Here is an 18,945-nt window from a genome sequence, read left to right on the forward strand (position 1 = left end):
AGGGCATGAGCATCCAGACCGACAGCTTCACGGAACAGCGCATCATCGACGCGGCGCCCATCTCGCACAACGAAGAGGCCATCGAACGGGCCTTGCGCCCCAAGCAGCTCGACGAGTATGTGGGGCAGGAAAAGATCCGCGACCAGCTGGAAATCTTCATCACGGCCGCGCGCCAGCGCAAGGAAGCGCTCGACCATACCTTGCTGTTCGGCCCGCCAGGCCTGGGCAAAACGACCCTGGCGCACATCATCGCGCGCGAAATGGGCGTCAATCTGCGCCAGACCTCCGGGCCCGTGCTGGAGCGCCCGGGCGACCTGGCGGCGATCCTGACGAACCTGGAAGCGAACGACGTCCTGTTCATCGATGAAATCCACCGCCTGTCGCCCGTGGTGGAAGAGATTTTGTATCCGGCCCTTGAGGATTATCAAATCGATATCATGATCGGCGAAGGCCCGGCCGCCCGTTCCGTGAAACTCGATCTGCAGCCGTTTACATTAGTGGGCGCCACCACGCGCGCGGGCATGCTGACCAACCCGCTGCGCGACCGCTTTGGCATCGTCGCGCGGCTGGAGTTCTATAACACGGGCGAGCTGACGAAGATCGTCACGCGCAGCGCCGCCTTGCTGAAGGCACCGATCGACCCGGAAGGCGCGCATGAAATCGCCCAGCGCGCGCGCGGCACGCCCCGCATCGCCAATCGATTATTGCGCCGCGTGCGCGATTTCGCGGAAGTCAAAAGCAATGGCGACATCACCAAGGTGGTGGCCGACCGCGCGCTGGCCATGCTCGACGTCGATTCCGCCGGCTTCGACGTGATGGACCGTAAATTGCTCGAAGCCGTGCTGTTCAAGTTCGGCGGCGGCCCCGTCGGCATCGGCAACCTGGCGGCGGCCATCGGCGAAGCGGCCGATACCATCGAAGACGTGCTGGAACCGTATCTGATCCAGCAAGGCTTTTTGCAGCGCACGCCGCGTGGCCGTGTCGCCACGCCGGCCGCGTATCTGCACTTCGGCGTCAGCGCGCCGCGCATGGGCCCGGGCGGCGAAGCGTGGGAACTGTGATGGCGGAAGCTGGTGTGCAAGCGAACGTGGGCATGCAGATCTGGATCGACGCCGATGCCTGTCCCGTGGTCATCAAGGAAATCCTGTACCGCGTGGCCGACCGCCTGGAGTTGCCGCTCACCCTGGTAGCGAACCAGGGCTTGCGCGTGCCGCCGTCGCGTTTCATCCGCACCGTGCAAGTGCCGTCCGGTGCCGACGTGGCCGACCAGGAAATCGTGCGGCTGTTGAATCCCGGCGACCTCGTCATCACGGGCGACATCCCGCTGGCCGCCGACGTGCTCACCAAGGGCGGCTTTGCGCTGAACCCGCGTGGCGAGTTTTATACGAAAGACAATATCGCCCAGCAACTGACGATGCGCGCCTTCATGGAAGAACTGCGCAGCGGCGGCGTCGACACGGGCGGCCCGGCCGCCTTCAGCCAGTCGGACCGGCAGCAGTTCGCCAACAGCCTGGACCGGCATCTGAGCAAGCATCACCGCAAGCCGGCAGCGCCGCAGACGTAAAAAAACCGGCTAACAAGCCGGTTTTTTTATGCGCATGCAATTTAACGCATGACTTTGCGCGTGCCTACGACTTCCACCGTCACGCGGCGGTTCTTGGCGCGGCCGGCGGCACTCGTGTTGTCGGCCACGGGCTGCGTTTCTCCCTTGCCTTCCGTGTAGACGCGGCTCGTTTCCACGCCTTGCGCCACCAGGTAAGCCTTGACGGCTTCGGCGCGGCGCAGGGACAGCTTCTGGTTGTAGGCGTCGGAGCCGACGGCATCCGTATGGCCGACCGTGACGATGACTTCCAGGTCCATGCCGGTCAACTGACCGAGCAGCTGGTCCAGTGCCGCCTTGCCTTGCGGCTTGAGCGTCGATTGATCGAAATCAAACAGCGCTTCGGAAGCAAACGACACTTTTTCCGAGACGGGCGCCGGCGCCGGCTTTGCCTCGGCCGCAGGGGCCGGCATGGTTTCGCTGATCGGTGGCAATGCCGCCGGCACCGGCTGGTAGGCTGGCGTGGCGCTGGCCGGGCGGCCCAGTTTATACACGAGGCTGACGGAATACAGATCCGCATCGCCGCGGTTGCCGACGGCGTCGTTCAGGCGATAACGCTCGACTTCGCCGCGCAGGGCCAGCGCTTCGCTGAACTTGTATTCGAGGCCCAGGCCCAGCTTGGCATTGAGCTTGCGCTCGCTGGCATGCGTATTGGTCGAACCCAGCAGGCGATTGCCGCTGAACTCCGTGTTCGTCTTCGTGTAATGCATGCCGACACGGCCCAGCAGGGACAAACGCTGCGACAGCGGCAGCTGGCCCAGCAAGTCCAGGTTCACGCCGCGAAAGGCCGCTTGTCCGTTGAGTACGCCGTTGCCGCTGGTGGTCGATTTGAAATCGAACTTGCCCAGGTCAAAGTAACCGGCTTCCACGGCGACATACTGGTTCAGTTGCCGGCCGACAAACAGTTTATAGCCGGTGTCGCGCTGGTCCTTGCTGAAACCGGTGACGGTTTCGCCGTTGGCTGCCAGGCTGGCGCGCAGGCGCGGCTCGTCGATGGTGGCGCGCGACTGGCCCGCGCCCGCGCCGATGTACCAGGCGCTGTTGGCCCAGTCCGGATTGATGAAGGTGTTGTCCTGCGCCTGCGCCGATTGCGCCGCCAGCAAGGCGCCGGCCATCACGCTCAGTGCGCCCAGTGTGTGTGCGATAGTCATGGTCATGTCCCGTTTATTTGGTGATCTGGTTGTTGCGCAGGGTAACGGCAGCGGCCGTCAGCACGCGGCCATTGAGCAGGGTCGTGTTGTCGCCCACCGTGATGGCGGCCGACTGGCCCAGGATATTGCCCTTGAAGACGCTGTTGGCGGCGAGGGTGGTCGGGCCGACAGGCAGCCAGGTGACGTTGTCGGCCGTGGCGCCATTGTTCAGGGCCACCACCGAATTGACGGTCGAATCGAGCGTCAATGCCGTGCGGAAGATGTACACGCCGGGACCGTTCAGGGTCAGCGTGCCGGTGATGCTGATGGCGCCCGCATAGCAGTACACGCCGGGGCCGAAGGTCTGGCCGCCGAGGTCGATGCCGCCGGCAAAGCTGACGTCGCAGCTGCGGCTGTTGCCGTCCGTGATCGCCGCTTGCAGGTCCGTCATGGCGCCGGCCAGGATGGCACCCGACTTGTAGTTGGTATAGCCAGCCGCCTGGGTCGGATCGACCGTTTGCGATGGCGAACCGACGTCACCCGTGATCAGGGTGGTGCCGCCCGAGTTGTTGGTGATCGAGGTGCCGGCCAGCACGCCGAACGGTGCCGCGCGGCCCAGGATGATCGGGTTCAGGACGGGCGGGATGGCGACTGCCGTGACGGTCAGCAGCGCGCTGCCCGACTGGCCGCCGGCCGTGGCCGTGATATTGCTGGTGCCGGCCGTGATGCCGGTGGCGATGCCCGTGTTCAGCACCGTGGCGGCGGCGATGGTGCCCGAAGTCCAGGTGGCGCTGTTGGTGATGACGGCATTCGAGCTGTCCGAATAAGTTGCCGTGGCAACGAATTGCTGTACGCCGCCGACGGCGATGCTGGCGGTGGCTGGCGTGACGGCGATGCTGACCAGGGTGGCGGCAGGCACGGTGACGGTGGTGCTGGCGTTCTTGCCGTTGAAGCTGGCATTCACGACGCTGCTGCCAAAGGCCACGCCAGTGACCAGGCCGCCGCTGGCGACGGTGGCCGAGGCAGGCGTGGCGGAAACGAAGGCGCTGCTGGCGGTGACGTCGACGGTGCTGCTGTCCGAGTAGGTGGCGATGACGGCCAGCTGGCGCGTTGCGGCGATCAGCACGGTCGGGTTTTGCGGCGTGACGGCGATCGACAGCAGTACCACGGGCGGCGGCACGACAACTGCCGTCACCGTCAGGGCGGCGCTGCCCGAGCGCGCGCCGGACGTGGCCGAGATGTTGGCGACGCCGACAGCGATGCCGGTAGCGGTACCCGTATTGAGCACGGTGGCCGTGGCTGGCGCTGCGCTAGTCCACAGGGCGCTGGCCGTGATGTTGGCGGTCGAGTTATCCGAATAGGTGGCGGTGGCAACAAATTGCTGCTGGGCACCGACGACGATGCTGGCGGTGGCTGGCGTGACGGCGATGCTGACCAAAGTAGCGGCAGGCACGGTGACGGTGGTGCTGGCGGTCTTGCCGCCGAAACTGGCCGTCATGACGCTGGTACCGAAGGCGACGCCGGTCACCAGGCCGTTGGCGCCGACCGTGGCCGACGCTGCATTGGCCGCGCTGTAGGTGCTGCTGGCGCTGACGTCAGGAGTGGTGCCGTCCGAGTAGGTGGCGATGACCGTCAGCTGGCGCGTCGCGGCCATCAGCACGGTCGGATTTTGCGGCGTGACGGCGATCGACAGCAGCACGGCAGGCGTGACGGTCAGCACGGTGCTGGCGGTCAACGTTCCCGTGGTGGCCGTGATCTGCGTGGCACCGGCAACTTTGCCCAGCGCCAAGCCGCCAGCGGCGATGCTTGCCGTTGCTGGCGTCGCCGAGGCGAAGGTCGACACGGCAGTGACGTCGCGCGTGCTGTTGTCGCTGAAGCTGCCCGTCACCGCGAATTGCTGCGTGCCGCCGATGGCGATCGATGGCGTGAGCGGCGTGATGGCGATGGCGCGCAAGGTGGCTGGCGAAACGGTCAGTTGCGCCGCGGCGCTCTTGCCGCCGAACGTGGCGCTGATGCTGCTGCTGCCGGCAGTGACGCCGGCGGCAACGCCGCTGCTGGCGTTGACGGTGGCGCTGGCCGGCGTGGCCGAGGTCCAGGCTGCCTTGGCGCTGACGTCTTGCGACGAGCCGTCGCTATACGTGGCGATGGCCGTGAATTGCTGGCCGGCACCGATGGCGACCGTGGCCGTGGCTGGCGTGACGGCCAGGCTGGACAAGGTGGCGCCCGGCAAGCCGAGGATGGGCTCGCGCCCCTGATCGCCGCCGCCGCAACCGGCAAGGGCGCCCATGGCCAGCAAACCTGCCGAGATGAGCAGCGGGTTCAGATATCGCTTGAAGAGATTCATATAGTTCCTTTTTGCATGGCAATCATTGCCGGGCATCCGCGGATGAGGTCATCCGGCAGAGCCATGCCGCCTTTCGCTACAGGGCGATGGCGTCACAGGCATGCACTATTTCATTTAGGAAACTGGAGGTATGTGCGCTGGCGCGCTTAGCTTGTCTTTGACGGGAAATCGCCGAAAACGCGCGCGATTCAGCCTGGAAAACAACGGCCGTGTGCGGAAAACAGACACAAAAAAGCCGGCGCAGGGCCGGCTTCGATAGCGCAGGGGAGCGATTACTCTTCACGCAGCCAGGTTTGCGTGCGGCCCAGCATCGGTATGCCCTTGTAAGCGCGCATGCTGATTTTCTTGCCGCCATCGCTCAGACTGATTTTGCTTTTATAGACAGTGCCATTTTTGGGATCGACGATTTCACCGCCGGTAAATTCGTTGCCATCTTTTTTCAGGCCAGTCAGGATCACCATGCCGATAACGGGCTGATCCTTGCGCGCACCTTCGCACTTTTCACACTTTGGATTCTGGTCTTCATTCGGCTCGCGGAACAGCTTTTCAATCTGGCCTTGCAGTACGCCATTGTTTTCCGTGATGCGTATCAGCGCCTTTGGCTTGCCAGTTTCATCGTCGATGTTTTTCCACAGGCCAACCGGCGATACATCTGCGGCCAAGGCGAGGGCAGGGGCGACGCACAGCATGGCGCTGATGGCAAATGCGGCAAATTTCATGGTAAGTCTCCTCATTGGTTTTTGTTTGTCGAGTGTAGCAAATAAATGACCGGTCGTACTATTTTCTACTAAATTAATCGCCTAGCCATGACAGCATAGGCGCATGGCCAAAAAAAAGCCGCCCGGTAGGGCGGCTTTTCAACTGCTACATTGCTTGGGTTTTCTTAGGACGCTGACAACTTGGCAAACTGCTCGCGCATCTTTTCCAGCGTCGCGGAGAAGTTGGCGACGCGGGCTTTTTCCTGCGCCACCACTTCAGCCGGTGCGCGGGCGACAAAACTTTCGTTCGACAGTTTGCCGTTGGCTTTGTTGATCTCGCCTTCAAGACGTGCCATTTCTTTCGACAGGCGCTCGCGCTCGGCGGCCACGTCGATTTCCACTTTCAGCATCAGCTTGGTGGTGCCGACGATGGCGACGGCGGCGGGCGAGTCCGGCAGCGCGTCGACGATCTGCACTTCGGCCAGCTTGCCCAGCGACTGGATGTACGGTGCGTACGACGCCAGCGCGGCCTTTTCCGCCGCATTGCCCGCTTCGACGATCAGCGGCACGCGCACGGAAGGCGAGATCTGCATTTCACCGCGCAGGTTGCGCGTCGCATCCGTCAAGGCTTTCAGCTGCTGCATCCACGCTTCGGCCGACTCGTCGATCTTGTCGGTGTTGGCGATCGGATACGGCTGCATCATGATCGAATCACCTTCCGCCTTGAGCGTCTTGCCGGCCAAAGGCGCCACCGTCTGCCACAGGGCTTCCGTGACGAAGGGGATGATCGGATGGGCCAGGCGCAGCACCACTTCCAGCACGCGCAGCAGGGTGTGGCGGGTGGCGCGCTGCTGGCCTTCCGTGCCCTGTTGCACTTGCACCTTGGCTACTTCCAGGTACCAGTCGCAATACTCGTCCCACACGAATTTGTAGATGGTGGCGGCGATATTGTCGAAACGGAAGTCTTCGAAGCCCTTGGCCACGTCCAGTTCCGCCTTTTGCAGCAGCGAGATGATCCACTTGTCCGCTTGCGACAGGTCGGCGTCGTTCGGGGTGCAATCCTTGCCTTCTGTATTCATCATGACGAAACGGGTGGCGTTCCACATCTTGTTGCAGAAGTTGCGGTAGCCTTCGCAGCGGCCCAGGTCGAAATTGATGTTGCGGCCCAGCGAGGCATAGCTGGCCATGGTGAAGCGCACGGCGTCCGTGCCGTAGGCGGAAATGCCTTCCGGGAATTCCTTGCGCGTCGCCTTGGTGATCTTTTCCGCGTCGCGCGGGTTCATCAGGCCCGTGGTGCGCTTGACGATCAAGCCTTCCAGGTCGATGCCGTCGATCAGGTCGATCGGGTCCAGGGTGTTGCCCTTCGACTTGGACATTTTCTGCCCCGTCGAATCGCGCACCAGGCCGTGCACGTAGACGGTTTCAAACGGCACCTTGCCTGTGAAGTGCGCCGTCATCATGACCATGCGCGCGACCCAGAAGAAGATGATGTCGAAACCCGTCACCAGCACGGACGACGGCAGGAAGGCCTTCATGTCCGGTGTTTCTTCAGGCCAACCCATGGTCGAGAACGGCACCAGAGCGGACGAGAACCACGTGTCGAGCACGTCGTCGTCGCGCTTCAAGGGGCCCGTGCTGCCTGCGGCCTGCGCCTTGGCGATGGCTTCCGCTTCCGTCTTGGCAACGAAGATATTGCCCTTGTCGTCGTACCAGGCCGGGATTTGATGGCCCCACCACAGCTGGCGCGAGATGCACCAGTCCTGGATGTTGTTGAGCCACTGGTTGTAGGTGGTGCTCCAGTTTTCCGGCACGAACTTGATTTCGCCATTGGCGACCTTGTCCAGCGCCGTCTCGGCGATCGACTTGCCTGGGAAGAAGGTGCCTTCCGGGGCCGGTTTGCTCATGGCGACGAACCACTGGTCCGTCAGCATCGGCTCGATGACGACGCCCGTGCGGTCGCCGCGCGGCACCATCAATTTATGGGGCTTGACTTGTTCCAGCAAGCCTTGCGCATCGAGGTCGGCGACGATCTGCTTGCGCGCGGCGAAACGGTCCATGCCGCGGTAGGCGGCCGGCGCGTCGTCGGTGATCTTCGCGTCCAGGGTCAGGATGACGATCTGCGCCAGTTTGTGGCGCTGGCCCACGGCGTAATCGTTCATGTCGTGCGCGGGGGTGATCTTCACGCAGCCGGTGCCGAATTCCTTGTCGACGTATTCGTCGGCAATGATGGGGATTTCGCGGTCCGTCAGCGGCAGTTTGAGCATCTTGCCCACCAGCGCCGTGTAGCGCTCGTCCGTCGGATCGACGGCCACGGCCACGTCGCCCAGCATGGTTTCAGGACGGGTCGTCGCCACCGTCAGGAAACCGCTGCCGTCGGCCAGCGGGTATTTGATGTACCACATGGAGCCGTCTTCTTCTTCGGACACCACTTCCAGGTCGGACACAGCCGTGCCCAGCACGGGGTCCCAGTTGACGAGGCGCTTGCCGCGGTAGATCAGGCCTTGCTCGAACAGGCGCACGAAGACGTCGGTGACGACTTTCGAGCGCGGCTCATCCATCGTGAAGTATTCGCGCTGCCAGTCGGCCGAGGCGCCCAGGCGGCGCATTTGCCCGGTGATGATGGAACCGGATTTTTCTTTCCACTCCCACACTTTTTCCACGAATTTCTCGCGGCCCAGGTCATGGCGCGAAATCTTTTGCGCGTCCAGCTGGCGCTGCACGACGATTTGCGTGGCGATGCCCGCGTGGTCGGTGCCGGGAATCCAGGCTGTGTTGTGGCCCAGCATGCGGTGGTAGCGGGTCAGGCCATCCATGATGGTCTGGTTGAACGCATGGCCCATGTGCAGGGTGCCGGTGACGTTCGGCGGCGGCAACTGGATGCTGAAGGAAGGTTTTCCGGCATCGAGGGTGGCGGTAAAGTAACCGCGCTGTTCCCACTCGGTGCGCCAGAATTGTTCAATGTCGGCGGGCTCGAAAGACTTGGCTAATTCCATGATTTGGCGTGTGATTGGCAAAAGGAACCATTATAGATGACGCGGCAACGCCTGCAGCGTGGCAAGCGGCCTTTTTCAGTGTTTTGGCGGCCTGGCGGGGCGCGAACCAACAACAGAGGGCGCAATAAAACGGGGGAGAAAGGGCGGCCGATGCTATAATGCCGGCCTCGGCGCCTCCTGCCCCATCCTTGCGGACGGCGCCAGCAGACGCGGTGGGATCAACGTTTCATATCCAGCACCCGTCCGCGTCTCACGGCCAGCGCATCTGCGATGCCAGCCACTTTCAGCGCGTCCCCTTCGGGCCGGGCGCCTGAGCCACGCGCACCGCCAGCGGTGCACCATTCACGGCGGAATCAAAGCGGCACGTCATTGCACGCCGCTGCCGCCACAGCTTAGCCAGGATCTGTTGTCCGGCGCGTCGTCTTTTGATACGGCACACCCCGCTTGGCGCCTTGCCGCCTGTGGCCCTGCCGTGGCCGCCGCTTTCCTGGTTTCGCTTTTACAAGGAAATCACCATGAAAAAAATCGCCATCGTTGCCGGCCTTGCCACCACCCTCGGCGCCATGTCCGCCGCCCACGCCCAGTCGTCCGTCGACGTGTATGGGCTGATGGACGCGGGCCTGGTGCAGGAAGGCGGCGTCAGCAAGCTCACCAGTGGGATATCGGCCGGCTCGCGCCTGGGTCTGCGCGGCACGGAGTCGCTGGGCGACGGCTGGCAAGCCGTGTTCACCCTGGAAGCGGGCGTCCTGAGCGACACGGGCCGCTCTGACCAGGCGGGGCAATTGTTCGGCCGCCAGGCCTTTGTCGGCCTTAACAGCCCGCTGGGCATGCTGACCGTGGGGCGACAGTACAACCTGCAAAGCCAGGCGCTGACCGACGTGGCCGACCCCTTCGAGGGCGGCTTTGCCGGCGCGGCGACCAACCTGGCCGGCTATTCGGCCACGCGCATCGACAATACCGTTCGCTACACCTCGCCGGAATGGCGCGGCGTGACGGGCACCGTCATGTATGGTGCCGGCGAACACACGGGTGTGGCGGCGGACCAGCGCTCGCTGGGCCTGTCCCTGGGCTATGTCAACGGACCGTTGACCCTGCGCCTGGCGCGCCAGAGCCGTGCCGGCGAGCCGGGCAAGGCCGACGCGAACAACACGATTCTGGCCGGTAACTACAACTTCGGCGTGGCCACGGCGTTTGCCGGCTATGGCCGCAACACGGGCGAGGGCAGCTCGATGTTCTTCGCGGAAAACCCATATGGCGCGGCGCAGGCGCCCACCGCTTCGAACGACAGCCGCGACGCCATCGTCGGCGTTTCCGTGCCGCTCGGTGCGACGACCTTGCTGGCCTCGTATGTGCGCAAGGATGACCGCGATAGCGCCAACCGCGATGCGCAGCAGCTGGCCATCGGCGCCACGTACGCCTTGTCCAAGCGCAGCAAGGTATATGTTGCCTACGCGCATATCCGCAACCGCAACGACGCCGCCTACATGGTGGGCAACGCCACGGAAGTGGGCACGGGCAACCGCGCCTTCAACATCGGCTTGCGCCACGCGTTTTAACGCATGGTCAAACCATCGCCAGGGCAGGCAACATGCTGCCTTGGCGTAATAATTCTTCAAAGGCGGGCGCGGCCAGGGGGCGGCTGAACAGGTAGCCCTGCATCTGGTCGCAGCCGTGCTGGCGCAGGAAGGCCAGTTGCTGCTCTGTTTCCACGCCTTCGGCGATCACTTTCAGGCGCAGGCTGTGCGCCAGCGAAATGATGGCGCGCACGATGGCCGCATCGTCGTCGCTGTGCGTGATGTCGCTGACAAAGGTTTTGTCGATTTTTAATACATCGATGGGGAAGTGGCGCAGGTAGGCCAGGCTGGAGTAGCCGGTGCCGAAGTCGTCGATGGACAGTTGCACGCCCAGCGCCTTCAGGTTGGCCATGATGGCGGTGGCTTGCTCCACGTTATGCATGACCATGCTTTCCGTTAATTCCAGTTCCAGATGGGCGGCGTCGAGACCCGTCTCGGCCAGTGCCTGCGCCACAGCGTGCAGCAGATTCCTTTGCTTGAATTGTCGTGCCGACAGGTTGACGGCCAGGCGCAGCGGGCCATGGCCTGCCAGTTGCCAGGCACGCGTCTGGGCGCACGCCGTGCGCAGGACCCAGTCGCCGATGGGCGTGATCAGGCCCATTTCCTCGGCCAGGCCGATGAAGCTGGCAGGTGGAATACGCCCCAGCTGCGGATGTTGCCAGCGCAGCAGCGCTTCCATGCCCACCACCGCGCCGCTTGCCAGATCCAGCTGTGGCTGGTATTCGAGGTGAAATTGCCCCCGCTCCAGGGCGTGGCGCAATTCGCTCTCCAGTCCCAGTTGCTCCAGGGTGCCCGCATTCATGCCCGAGGCATAGAATTGCCAGTGGCCCCGTCCCTGTTCCTTGGCGCGGTACATGGCGATATCGGCGTGCTTGATCAAGGTGTCGGCATTCTGGCCATCGTCGGGATACACGGCCACGCCCATGCAGCAGCTGAGAAAAAATTCATACTCGCCCAGTTGCAGCGGCTGCGCCACGGCGTCCTGGATGCGCTGCAGGATGGCGGCGCCCGGTTCGCCATTGCCATGCTGGGGCAGCAGCAGCACGAACTCGTCGCCGCCCAGGCGTGCCACCGTGTCGACTTCGCGCGTGGCGTCGCGCAGGCGCTCGGCCACGTTTTTCAGCACCAGGTCGCCCGCGTCGTGGCCCAGCGTGTCGTTGACGAATTTAAAGCGGTCGAGATCGATGAACACCACCCACAGGGGCAGGCCGCTGCGCCGCGTCACGGCCATCGCCTGTTCCAGCCGTTCGCGCAGCAGGGCGCGGTTGGCCAGCCCCGTCAGGATATCGTGCCGCGCCTGGAATTCCAGTTCCTGCTCGAAACGCATGACGGTGCTGATGTCATATTGCGCCACGACAAAGTGGCTGACGGGACCATCGCCATCGTCGCGCACGGGAGCGACGAACAGCTCGCTCCAGTAGCAGCTGCCATCCTTGCGGAAATTGCGCACGATGGCCTTGCCTTCGCGCTGTTCGCGCAGTGCGGCCGTAATTTCATGCATGTCTTGCCGCCCCTGCTCCGGGCCCTGCAAGTCTTCCAGGCGCTGGCCGATGACTTCGCTGGCCGCATAGCCGGTGATGCGCTCGAAGGCGGGATTGACGTATTCGATCAGGTAGCCGGGCGCGTCGGCGCTGCACAGGATGATGGCATTGGCCGACACTTCGATGATGCGTTCGCGCAGCCGCAGCGACTTTTCATTGTGCATGCGCGCCGCGATATCCTCGGACAGGCGCAAATTGGCAAACTGCAAGGCCGCCGTGCGTTCGCCCGTGATGCGGGCAATCACGGAATTGCGCGACACCAGCTGGTACACATACGCCGTTGCCAGCAGGCTCGACAGCAGTCCGCCCAGCAGCACATACAGCGAGCCGCGATGGTTGGCGTCCAGGCTCATGCCGTTGGCCGGCAGCATGGCGGCGCGCAGCGTTTGTCCGCTGGCGTGGTACTGCAGCAGCAGCCGGGTACTTTCCGACTCGATCTGGCGCGCCGAGACATAGCACAGGGCCGTCAGGCACAGCCCGACCGCCAGGGTGATCAGGGCCGAGGTGGAAACGGAAATGGAGATACGTTTGAAGAATGATTGCATGATGGCGTCCGGTAGCAGCGCCGGCGCCGATCCATGATCCGGCAGCCTTGGCAGTGACTGAATGTAGGGCGGCAAGCGCCGCGGAGTCCGTTCGCTGGCGAACGGACAAGCATGCCTGCAAGAAATATAGTCGGGTCATTGTGCAGGCGCTGTGTTACGCTGCTGCATATGGCGCCCCTCGTTCGGACGTCTTTCACTTCTCTCCCTAGCTGACGACTGGAAACCAGGAAAACTGCCCATGTCGAGTCCGCATGCCCAGCTGCACAACCCGAATCAAAACCATTTGCTCTCCGCCATGCTCGACGCCGATTTCGCGCGCCTGGCTCCCCATCTGGAGCAAGTCTCCATGCTGCTCGGCGACGTGATCTACGATTCTGGCGACAAGCTGCAGTATGTGTACTTCCCCACCACGGCCATCGTTTCCATCCATTACCTGCTGGAAAACGGCGGCTCGTCCGAGATCGCCGGCGTCGGCAACGAGGGCATCGTGGGCGTGTCGCTGTTCATGGGCGGCAACTCGACACCGAGCCGCGCCGTCGTGCAGACAGGCGGTGTCGGCTACCGGCTCAAGGCTCACCTGCTGATGGAAGAGTTCGACCGCGCCGGCCCCGTCATGCGCTTGCTGCTGCGTTACACGCAAGCGCTGATCACGCAAATGTCGCAGACGGCCGTGTGCAACCGCCACCATACGGTGGAGCAGCAGCTGTGCCGCTGGCTGCTGCTGACCATGGACCGCCTGCCGAACCGCGAGCTGACCATGACGCAGGAACTGATCGCCAACATGCTGGGCGTGCGCCGCGAAGGCGTGACGGAAGCGGCGGGGCGCCTGCAGACGCGCGGCTTCATCAGTTACCGGCGCGGCCATATCTCCGTGCTGGACCGTGCCGGCCTCGAAGGCCACGTGTGCGAATGCTATGGCGTGGTCAAAAAGGAATTCGCGCGCCTGCTGTCGGACGTGCGCCAGCGTCAGGGTTCCTAAGACCGCAATCCCCCTTCCTATCGTTGTCATTGCCCAGGCTACCTCATGCAATCTGTTGAAAACATTCCTCCGCGCGCGCCGTCGCGCTGGCCCATGGCACTGGCCTTTTCCTTCAGCGCCGTCGCGTTGCTGGCCGTCGGCGTGCTGGCCTGGCGCGCGCCGTTCGAGACGGCCTGCGTCATCGATGCACTGGTCTTCCTGCTGCTGATGCTGCTCGTGGCGCTGTACCGGCGCACAGTGGCGGCCAGCCTGCCGCGCCAGCTGCTCAAGGCGGGCGCCTTGCAGGATGCGATTTTCAACAGCGCCAATTTTTCGTGCATCGCCACCGATGCGCAGGGCGTGATCCAGATCTTTAACGTGGGCGCCGAACGCATGCTCGGCTATGAAGCCAGCGACGTGGTCGACAAGCTGACGCCGGCCGGTATTTCCGACGCGCAAGAAATCGTCACCCGCGCGGCCGCCCTCAGCGCCGAGCTCGACACCGTCATCACGCCGGGCGTGGAAGCGCTCGTGTTCAAGGCCACGCGCGGCATCGAAGACATCTATGAGCTGACCTACATCCGCAAGGATGGCAGCCGTTTCCCCGCCATCGTCTCCGTGACGGCCTTGCGCGATGCACAGAGCAAGGTCATCGGCTATCTGCTGATCGGCACCGACAACACGGTGCGCAAGCAGGTCGAGGCGGAACAGGCGCTGCTGGACCAGCGCCTGCGCGAACAGCAGGCGTACACGCGCTCGCTGGTCGAGACCAATAATGCCGAGCTGAAGAAGGCGCGTCTGGTGGCGGAAAAGGCCAACCGCGCCAAATCCGAATTCCTGTCGAGCATGAGCCATGAATTGCGCACGCCCCTCAATGCCGTGCTGGGTTTCGCCCAGCTGATGGCGTCCGACGTGCCGCCGCCGAGCCCGCCGCAGCAGCGCTCGATCGAGCAAATCCTCAAGGGCGGCTGGTATCTCTTGCGTTTGATTAATGAAATCCTCGACCTGGCCATGATCGAATCGGGCAAGGTCACCCTGTCTCAGGAAGCGATGTCGCTGCTCGACGTGCTGCAGGATTGCCAGGCCATGATCGCGCCGCAGGCGGAAAAGCGCGGCATCCGCATGCATTTCCCCCGCTGCGGCAAGGCGTTCTATGTGCATGCGGACCGCACGCGCGTGAAACAGGTGATGATCAACCTGCTGTCGAACGCGATCAAGTACAACCAGGGCGGCGGCGCCGTCACCGTCGAATGCAGCCGGCATGGCGAGCGCGTGCGCGTGAGCGTGCGCGACAGCGGCGCCGGCCTCGACGCGGCCCAGGTAGCGCAGCTGTTCCAGCCCTTCAACCGCCTGGGACAGGAAAACAGCACGGAAGAGGGCACGGGCATCGGCCTGGTCGTCACCAAGCAACTGGTCGAATTGATGGGCGGCACCATCGGCGTCGACAGCACCGTCGGCGTGGGCACCACGTTCTGGTTCGAGCTGGCCGCCAGCAGCGCGCCGGAACTGGTGCTGGGCGACGGCGATGCGCTGCCGCAGGTGCAGGAACCGCAGGAAAGCCAGCGCACCTTGCTGTACGTGGAAGACAATCCCGCCAACCTGGCGCTGGTCGAGCAATTGATCGCCCGCCGCAGCGACTTGAAACTGCTGACGGCCATCGATGCGCACCTGGGCATCGACCTGGCGCGCACCTATCAGCCCGACGTGATCTTGATGGATATCAATCTGCCCGGCATCAGCGGCTATGGCGCGCTGCATATCCTGCATGATGATCCCCTCACCAGCCACATTCCCGTCATGGCCCTGTCGGCCAATGCCGTGCCGCGCGACATCGAAAAAGGCTTGCAAGCGGGATTCTTCCGCTATCTCACCAAGCCGATCAAGGTCGTCGAATTCATGGATGCGCTCGATGTAGCCCTGCACCATGCAGCCGCGCACGGCCTGGCCGACGACACTCACGCAATACGCTAATTCAGCACTCAATTTTAGGAATACCGCCATGCTTCAAGCCACCGAGATCCTGAACGCCAGCATCCTCATCGTCGATGACCAGGAGGCCAACGTCATGCTGCTCGAACAGGTGCTGCGCAATGCCGGCTACACGCGCATCACGTCCACCATGGACCCGCAAGCCGTGCGCGCGCTGCACCAGCAGCACCGCTACGACCTGATTCTGCTCGACTTGCAGATGCCGGAAATGGATGGCTTCGAAGTCATGGAAGGCTTGCGCGACCTCGAAGCGGGCAGCTACCTGCCCGTGCTGGTGATCACGGCCCAGCCCGGCCACAAGCTGCGCGCCCTGCAAGCGGGCGCCAAGGATTTCGTCAGCAAGCCCTTCGACCTGGTGGAAGTCAAGACGCGCATCCACAACATGCTGGAAGTGCGCTTGCTGTACCAGAAGCTGGCCGAATACAACAAGTCGCTGGAACAGATGGTGGAAGACCGCACGGCGGAATTGCGCGAAAGCGAAGCGCGCTTCCAGCGCTTCACGGAACTGTCATCCGACTGGTACTGGGAACAGGATGCGCAGGGCAACCTGACGCGCTTTTCCGGCCCCGTGGCTGAGATGCTGGGCATCGGCAGCGAGGAAGAGCCGCAGCGCTGGAATGCCGCCGAGCGCGCCTTGCTCGACGCAAAAATTGCCGCGCGCGAACCGTTCCTCGATTTCATCTACAGCCGCGCCAACCTCGACGGCAGCACGCAGTATCTGCAGGTCAGCGGCGAACCGATGTTCGACAATGGCAGCCGCTTCATCGGCTACCGCGGCATCGGCCTCGATGTCACGGAGCGCTTGCGGGGAGCGTGATTTATACTTGGTGTTATTGATATTGACCAGGAAAAATCATGACTGACAAATCACCACCGCAATACTGGTTCCCCGCCAAGACCTATGGCTGGGGCTGGGGCTTGCCCATCACCTGGCAGGGCTGGCTGGTGTTCCTCGCTGCGCTGGCCCTGTTCGCCTGCGGCGCCTTCCTGTTCCCGCCGCAAACCATGCTGCTCGGCTACATCGTCTATGAAGTGGCCATCGTTGCCGTGCTCATTTTCATCTGCCAGCTGAAGGGCGAACCGACCGCCTGGCGCTGGGGCAAGAAGAAATAATCGTGCCGCCATCTGCTGCATTGCAGCAGATGCGCAAAGACGACACCTGCAAGAAATCATCTGGCCACGCGGCGCGAACCGCGTATAATTGGCTCGCTGCCGCAAGGCGGCAAACGCTAGGGGTCCTGCCTTTCGCTGTGGAAACACAGTGCAAGCGCGGGTGAGAAATACCCTCCGAACCTGATCTGGATAATGCCAGCGAAGGGAAGCTTTAGGATGAACGCACCCCGCCTTTCCGCGTGCGCACAGCCGAACCTCCTTAGCTGGCTCCAGGCTTAAAAATAGTCTAGCCAAGGAGCCAAAATGAACGCCAACCCGAAATTCCTCTCCGCCACCGCCACGGTCGACGAAGCCGCCATCGCGCCGCTGCCCAATTCGCGCAAGATCTACGTGCAGGGCAGCCGTCCCGACATCCGCGTACCCATGCGCGAGATCAGCCAGTCCGACACGGAAGCGTCGTTCGGCGGCGAAAAGAATCCGCCGATCTACGTCTACGACACCTCCGGTCCCTACACGGACCCGGATGTGCAGATCGACATCCGCTCGGGCCTCGATACGCCGCGCCTGCCGTGGATCATGGAGCGGGCCGATACGGAAGAATTGTCCGGCCCCACCTCCGACTACGGCATCGCCCGCCTGGCCGACCCGAAACTGGCCGAGCTGCGTTTCAATCTGCACCGCAAGCCGCGCCGCGCCATCGCCGGCAAGAACGTGACGCAAATGCATTACGCGCGCCAAGGCATCATCACGCCGGAAATGGAATTCGTCGCCATCCGCGAAAACATGCGCCGCCAGGAGTATTTGCGCGAGCTCAAGGCTTCCGGTCCCATGGGCGAGCGCCTGGCCGAGCTGATGGGCCGCCAGCATCCGGGTCAGTCGTTCGGCGCCAGCATCCCGGCTGACATCACGCCGGAATTCGTGCGCGAGGAAATCGCCCGCGGCCGCGCCATCATTCCCGCCAACATCAACCACCCGGAAGTCGAGCCGATGATCATCGGCCGCAATTTCCTCGTGAAAATCAACGCGAACATCGGCAATTCCGCCGTCACCTCGTCGATCGGCGAGGAAGTGGAAAAGATGACCTGGGCCATCCGCTGGGGCGGCGATAACGTGATGGACTTGTCCACCGGCAAGCACATCCACGAAACGCGCGAATGGATCGTGCGCAACAGCCCCGTGCCCATCGGCACCGTACCGATTTACCAGGCGCTGGAAAAGGTCAATGGCAAGGCCGAAGATCTGACGTGGGAAATCTTCCGCGACACCCTGATCGAGCAGGCCGAGCAGGGCGTCGACTACTTCACCATCCACGCGGGCGTGCTGCTGCGCTACGTGCCGATGACGGCCAAGCGGCTGACGGGCATTGTCTCGCGCGGCGGTTCCATCATGGCGAAATGGTGCCTGGCGCACCACCAGGAATCGTTCCTGTACACGCATTTCGAGGAAATCTGCGAAATCATGAAGGCCTACGACGTGTCGTTCTCGCTGGGCGACGGTTTGCGCCCCGGCTCTATCTACGACGCCAACGACGAAGCGCAGCTGGGCGAACTGAAGACCCTGGGCGAGTTGACGCAGGTTGCCTGGAAACACGATGTGCAAGTGATGATCGAAGGCCCGGGCCACGTGCCGATGCAGCTGATCAAGGAAAACATGGACTTGCAGCTGGAGCAGTGCGGCGAAGCGCCGTTCTACACCCTGGGGCCGCTGACGACCGACATCGCGCCCGGTTACGACCACATCACCTCGGGCATCGGCGCGGCCATGATCGGCTGGTACGGCACGGCCATGCTGTGCTACGTGACGCCGAAGGAACACCTGGGCTTGCCCAACAAGGCGGACGTCAAGGACGGCATCATTACCTACAAGATTGCGGCGCATGCGGCCGACCTGGCGAAAGGCCATCCGGGCGCACAGATCCGCGACAACGCGCTGTCGAAAGCCCGCTTCGAATTCCGCTGGGACGACCAGTTCAACATCGGCCTGGACCCGGACAAGGCGCGCGAATTTCACGATGAAACCTTGCCCAAGGATTCGGCCAAGGTGGCGCATTTCTGCTCCATGTGCGGTCCCCATTTCTGTTCGATGAAGATCACGCAGGAAGTGCGCGAATACGCGGCCGGCATGGGCATCGCGGAAGACAAGGCGCTCCAGCAGGGCATGGAAATCAAGGCCATCGAGTTCATCAAGAACGGCGCCGAGCTGTACCGCAAGGTCTGAAGGAGAGCGTGATGCCTGCATTGATATCCATCACGCTCAACGGCGCGCCGCACCAGGTGCCGCCCGGGCAAACCCTCGATCAATTGATCGCCGCGCTGTCGCTGGAAAACCAGGCGCTGGCGCTGGCCGTCAACCGCAACGTCGTGCCGCGCAAGGCGTGGCCAGGACAGGTCTTGCAGACGCAGGACCAGGTTGAAATCGTCCGCGCCATCGGCGGCGGCTAAGTTGAGAAAAGACAAGGAA

At 63.2% G+C, this 18,945-nt stretch carries 14 protein-coding genes and 1 riboswitch; of the genes, 9 read left to right on the forward strand and 5 right to left on the reverse strand.

Features of this window, described 5'->3' with window-relative positions:
* Nucleotides 1-5: 5 nt before the first annotated feature.
* Together ruvB and ACQ4WQ_RS25385 are read left to right on the forward strand one after the other, a co-directional pair.
* Nucleotides 6-1,061 (forward strand): Holliday junction branch migration DNA helicase RuvB, encoded by a 1,056-nt coding sequence (ruvB, locus tag ACQ4WQ_RS25380; protein WP_070312419.1) that lies wholly within the window; start codon nucleotides 6-8, stop codon nucleotides 1,059-1,061.
* A gap of 32 nt (nucleotides 1,062-1,093) precedes the next feature.
* Nucleotides 1,094-1,564 (forward strand): YaiI/YqxD family protein, encoded by a 471-nt coding sequence (locus ACQ4WQ_RS25385; protein ID WP_077399560.1) that lies wholly within the window; start codon nucleotides 1,094-1,096, stop codon nucleotides 1,562-1,564.
* 41 nt (nucleotides 1,565-1,605) lie between these two features.
* On the opposite strand, the gene ACQ4WQ_RS25390 is transcribed toward ACQ4WQ_RS25385, so the two are convergent.
* The 4 genes from ACQ4WQ_RS25390 to ACQ4WQ_RS25405 form a co-directional block, all read right to left on the reverse strand.
* Nucleotides 1,606-2,751: an OmpA family protein gene (locus ACQ4WQ_RS25390; protein ID WP_326458185.1), complete on the reverse strand. Its 1,146-nt coding sequence runs from the start codon at nucleotides 2,749-2,751 to the stop codon at nucleotides 1,606-1,608.
* A 13-nt stretch (nucleotides 2,752-2,764) separates the two neighbouring features.
* Nucleotides 2,765-5,074, reverse strand: coding sequence for a beta strand repeat-containing protein (locus ACQ4WQ_RS25395; RefSeq protein WP_436500871.1), 2,310 nt, complete (start codon nucleotides 5,072-5,074; stop codon nucleotides 2,765-2,767).
* Nucleotides 5,075-5,346: 272 nt separating this feature from the next.
* A complete protein-coding gene (locus tag ACQ4WQ_RS25400; protein WP_436500873.1) occupies nucleotides 5,347-5,793 on the reverse strand; it encodes a DUF2147 domain-containing protein in 447 nt (148 codons plus the stop codon).
* 164 nt (nucleotides 5,794-5,957) lie between these two features.
* Nucleotides 5,958-8,765, reverse strand: coding sequence for a valine--tRNA ligase (locus ACQ4WQ_RS25405; RefSeq protein ID WP_436500875.1), 2,808 nt, complete (start codon nucleotides 8,763-8,765; stop codon nucleotides 5,958-5,960).
* A gap of 515 nt (nucleotides 8,766-9,280) precedes the next feature.
* Between ACQ4WQ_RS25405 and ACQ4WQ_RS25410 the strand changes: the two genes are divergently transcribed.
* On the forward strand, nucleotides 9,281-10,321 hold the full coding sequence (locus tag ACQ4WQ_RS25410) for a porin (protein ID WP_436500877.1): 1,041 nt from the start codon (nucleotides 9,281-9,283) through the stop codon (nucleotides 10,319-10,321).
* 7 nt (nucleotides 10,322-10,328) lie between these two features.
* On the opposite strand, the gene ACQ4WQ_RS25415 is transcribed toward ACQ4WQ_RS25410, so the two are convergent.
* Nucleotides 10,329-12,425, reverse strand: coding sequence for a putative bifunctional diguanylate cyclase/phosphodiesterase (locus ACQ4WQ_RS25415; RefSeq protein ID WP_436500879.1), 2,097 nt, complete (start codon nucleotides 12,423-12,425; stop codon nucleotides 10,329-10,331).
* 238 nt (nucleotides 12,426-12,663) lie between these two features.
* On the opposite strand from ACQ4WQ_RS25415, the gene ACQ4WQ_RS25420 reads away from it, so the two are divergent.
* The 6 genes from ACQ4WQ_RS25420 (at nucleotide 12,664) to thiS (ending at nucleotide 18,926) form a co-directional block, all read left to right on the forward strand.
* Complete coding sequence (locus ACQ4WQ_RS25420) at nucleotides 12,664-13,404, forward strand: Crp/Fnr family transcriptional regulator (protein WP_436500881.1); 741 nt, start codon at nucleotides 12,664-12,666, stop codon at nucleotides 13,402-13,404.
* Nucleotides 13,405-13,449: 45 nt separating this feature from the next.
* Nucleotides 13,450-15,354 (forward strand): hybrid sensor histidine kinase/response regulator, encoded by a 1,905-nt coding sequence (locus ACQ4WQ_RS25425; protein WP_436500883.1) that lies wholly within the window; start codon nucleotides 13,450-13,452, stop codon nucleotides 15,352-15,354.
* 28 nt (nucleotides 15,355-15,382) lie between these two features.
* Nucleotides 15,383-16,189 (forward strand): response regulator, encoded by an 807-nt coding sequence (locus ACQ4WQ_RS25430; protein ID WP_070222683.1) that lies wholly within the window; start codon nucleotides 15,383-15,385, stop codon nucleotides 16,187-16,189.
* 38 nt (nucleotides 16,190-16,227) lie between these two features.
* Nucleotides 16,228-16,485, forward strand: coding sequence for a hypothetical protein (locus ACQ4WQ_RS25435; protein ID WP_436500885.1), 258 nt, complete (start codon nucleotides 16,228-16,230; stop codon nucleotides 16,483-16,485).
* Nucleotides 16,486-16,593: 108 nt separating this feature from the next.
* Nucleotides 16,594-16,709: riboswitch (TPP riboswitch) on the forward strand.
* Between the two features lie 79 nt (nucleotides 16,710-16,788).
* Nucleotides 16,789-18,702 carry a phosphomethylpyrimidine synthase ThiC gene (gene thiC / locus ACQ4WQ_RS25440; RefSeq protein WP_436500887.1) on the forward strand — a complete coding sequence of 638 codons (1,914 nt, stop codon included), beginning with the start codon at nucleotides 16,789-16,791 and terminating at the stop codon, nucleotides 18,700-18,702.
* Between the two features lie 20 nt (nucleotides 18,703-18,722).
* The gene (gene thiS, locus ACQ4WQ_RS25445; protein ID WP_070222852.1) at nucleotides 18,723-18,926 is read left to right on the forward strand and encodes a sulfur carrier protein ThiS; all 204 of its coding nucleotides are present in this window, start codon (nucleotides 18,723-18,725) and stop codon (nucleotides 18,924-18,926) included.
* Nucleotides 18,927-18,945 lie beyond the last annotated feature (19 nt).

Source organism: Janthinobacterium goodfellowi, from assembly GCF_051380695.1.
In the GTDB taxonomy this organism is placed as follows: domain Bacteria; phylum Pseudomonadota; class Gammaproteobacteria; order Burkholderiales; family Burkholderiaceae_D; genus Janthinobacterium.

Coding starts and splice junctions, on each gene's coding strand:
- ACQ4WQ_RS25395 (WP_436500871.1), bottom strand. CDS start 5,074: ATGAATCTCTTCAAGCGATATCTGAACCCGCTGCTCATCTCGGCAGGT.
- thiC (WP_436500887.1), top strand. CDS start 16,789: ATGAACGCCAACCCGAAATTCCTCTCCGCCACCGCCACGGTCGACGAA.
- ACQ4WQ_RS25405 (WP_436500875.1), bottom strand. CDS start 8,765: ATGGAATTAGCCAAGTCTTTCGAGCCCGCCGACATTGAACAATTCTGG.
- ACQ4WQ_RS25420 (WP_436500881.1), top strand. CDS start 12,664: ATGTCGAGTCCGCATGCCCAGCTGCACAACCCGAATCAAAACCATTTG.
- ACQ4WQ_RS25435 (WP_436500885.1), top strand. CDS start 16,228: ATGACTGACAAATCACCACCGCAATACTGGTTCCCCGCCAAGACCTAT.
- ACQ4WQ_RS25415 (WP_436500879.1), bottom strand. CDS start 12,425: ATGCAATCATTCTTCAAACGTATCTCCATTTCCGTTTCCACCTCGGCC.
- ACQ4WQ_RS25390 (WP_326458185.1), bottom strand. CDS start 2,751: ATGACTATCGCACACACACTGGGCGCACTGAGCGTGATGGCCGGCGCC.
- ACQ4WQ_RS25400 (WP_436500873.1), bottom strand. CDS start 5,793: ATGAAATTTGCCGCATTTGCCATCAGCGCCATGCTGTGCGTCGCCCCT.
- ruvB (WP_070312419.1), top strand. CDS start 6: ATGAGCATCCAGACCGACAGCTTCACGGAACAGCGCATCATCGACGCG.
- ACQ4WQ_RS25410 (WP_436500877.1), top strand. CDS start 9,281: ATGAAAAAAATCGCCATCGTTGCCGGCCTTGCCACCACCCTCGGCGCC.
- ACQ4WQ_RS25425 (WP_436500883.1), top strand. CDS start 13,450: ATGCAATCTGTTGAAAACATTCCTCCGCGCGCGCCGTCGCGCTGGCCC.
- ACQ4WQ_RS25385 (WP_077399560.1), top strand. CDS start 1,094: ATGCAGATCTGGATCGACGCCGATGCCTGTCCCGTGGTCATCAAGGAA.
- ACQ4WQ_RS25430 (WP_070222683.1), top strand. CDS start 15,383: ATGCTTCAAGCCACCGAGATCCTGAACGCCAGCATCCTCATCGTCGAT.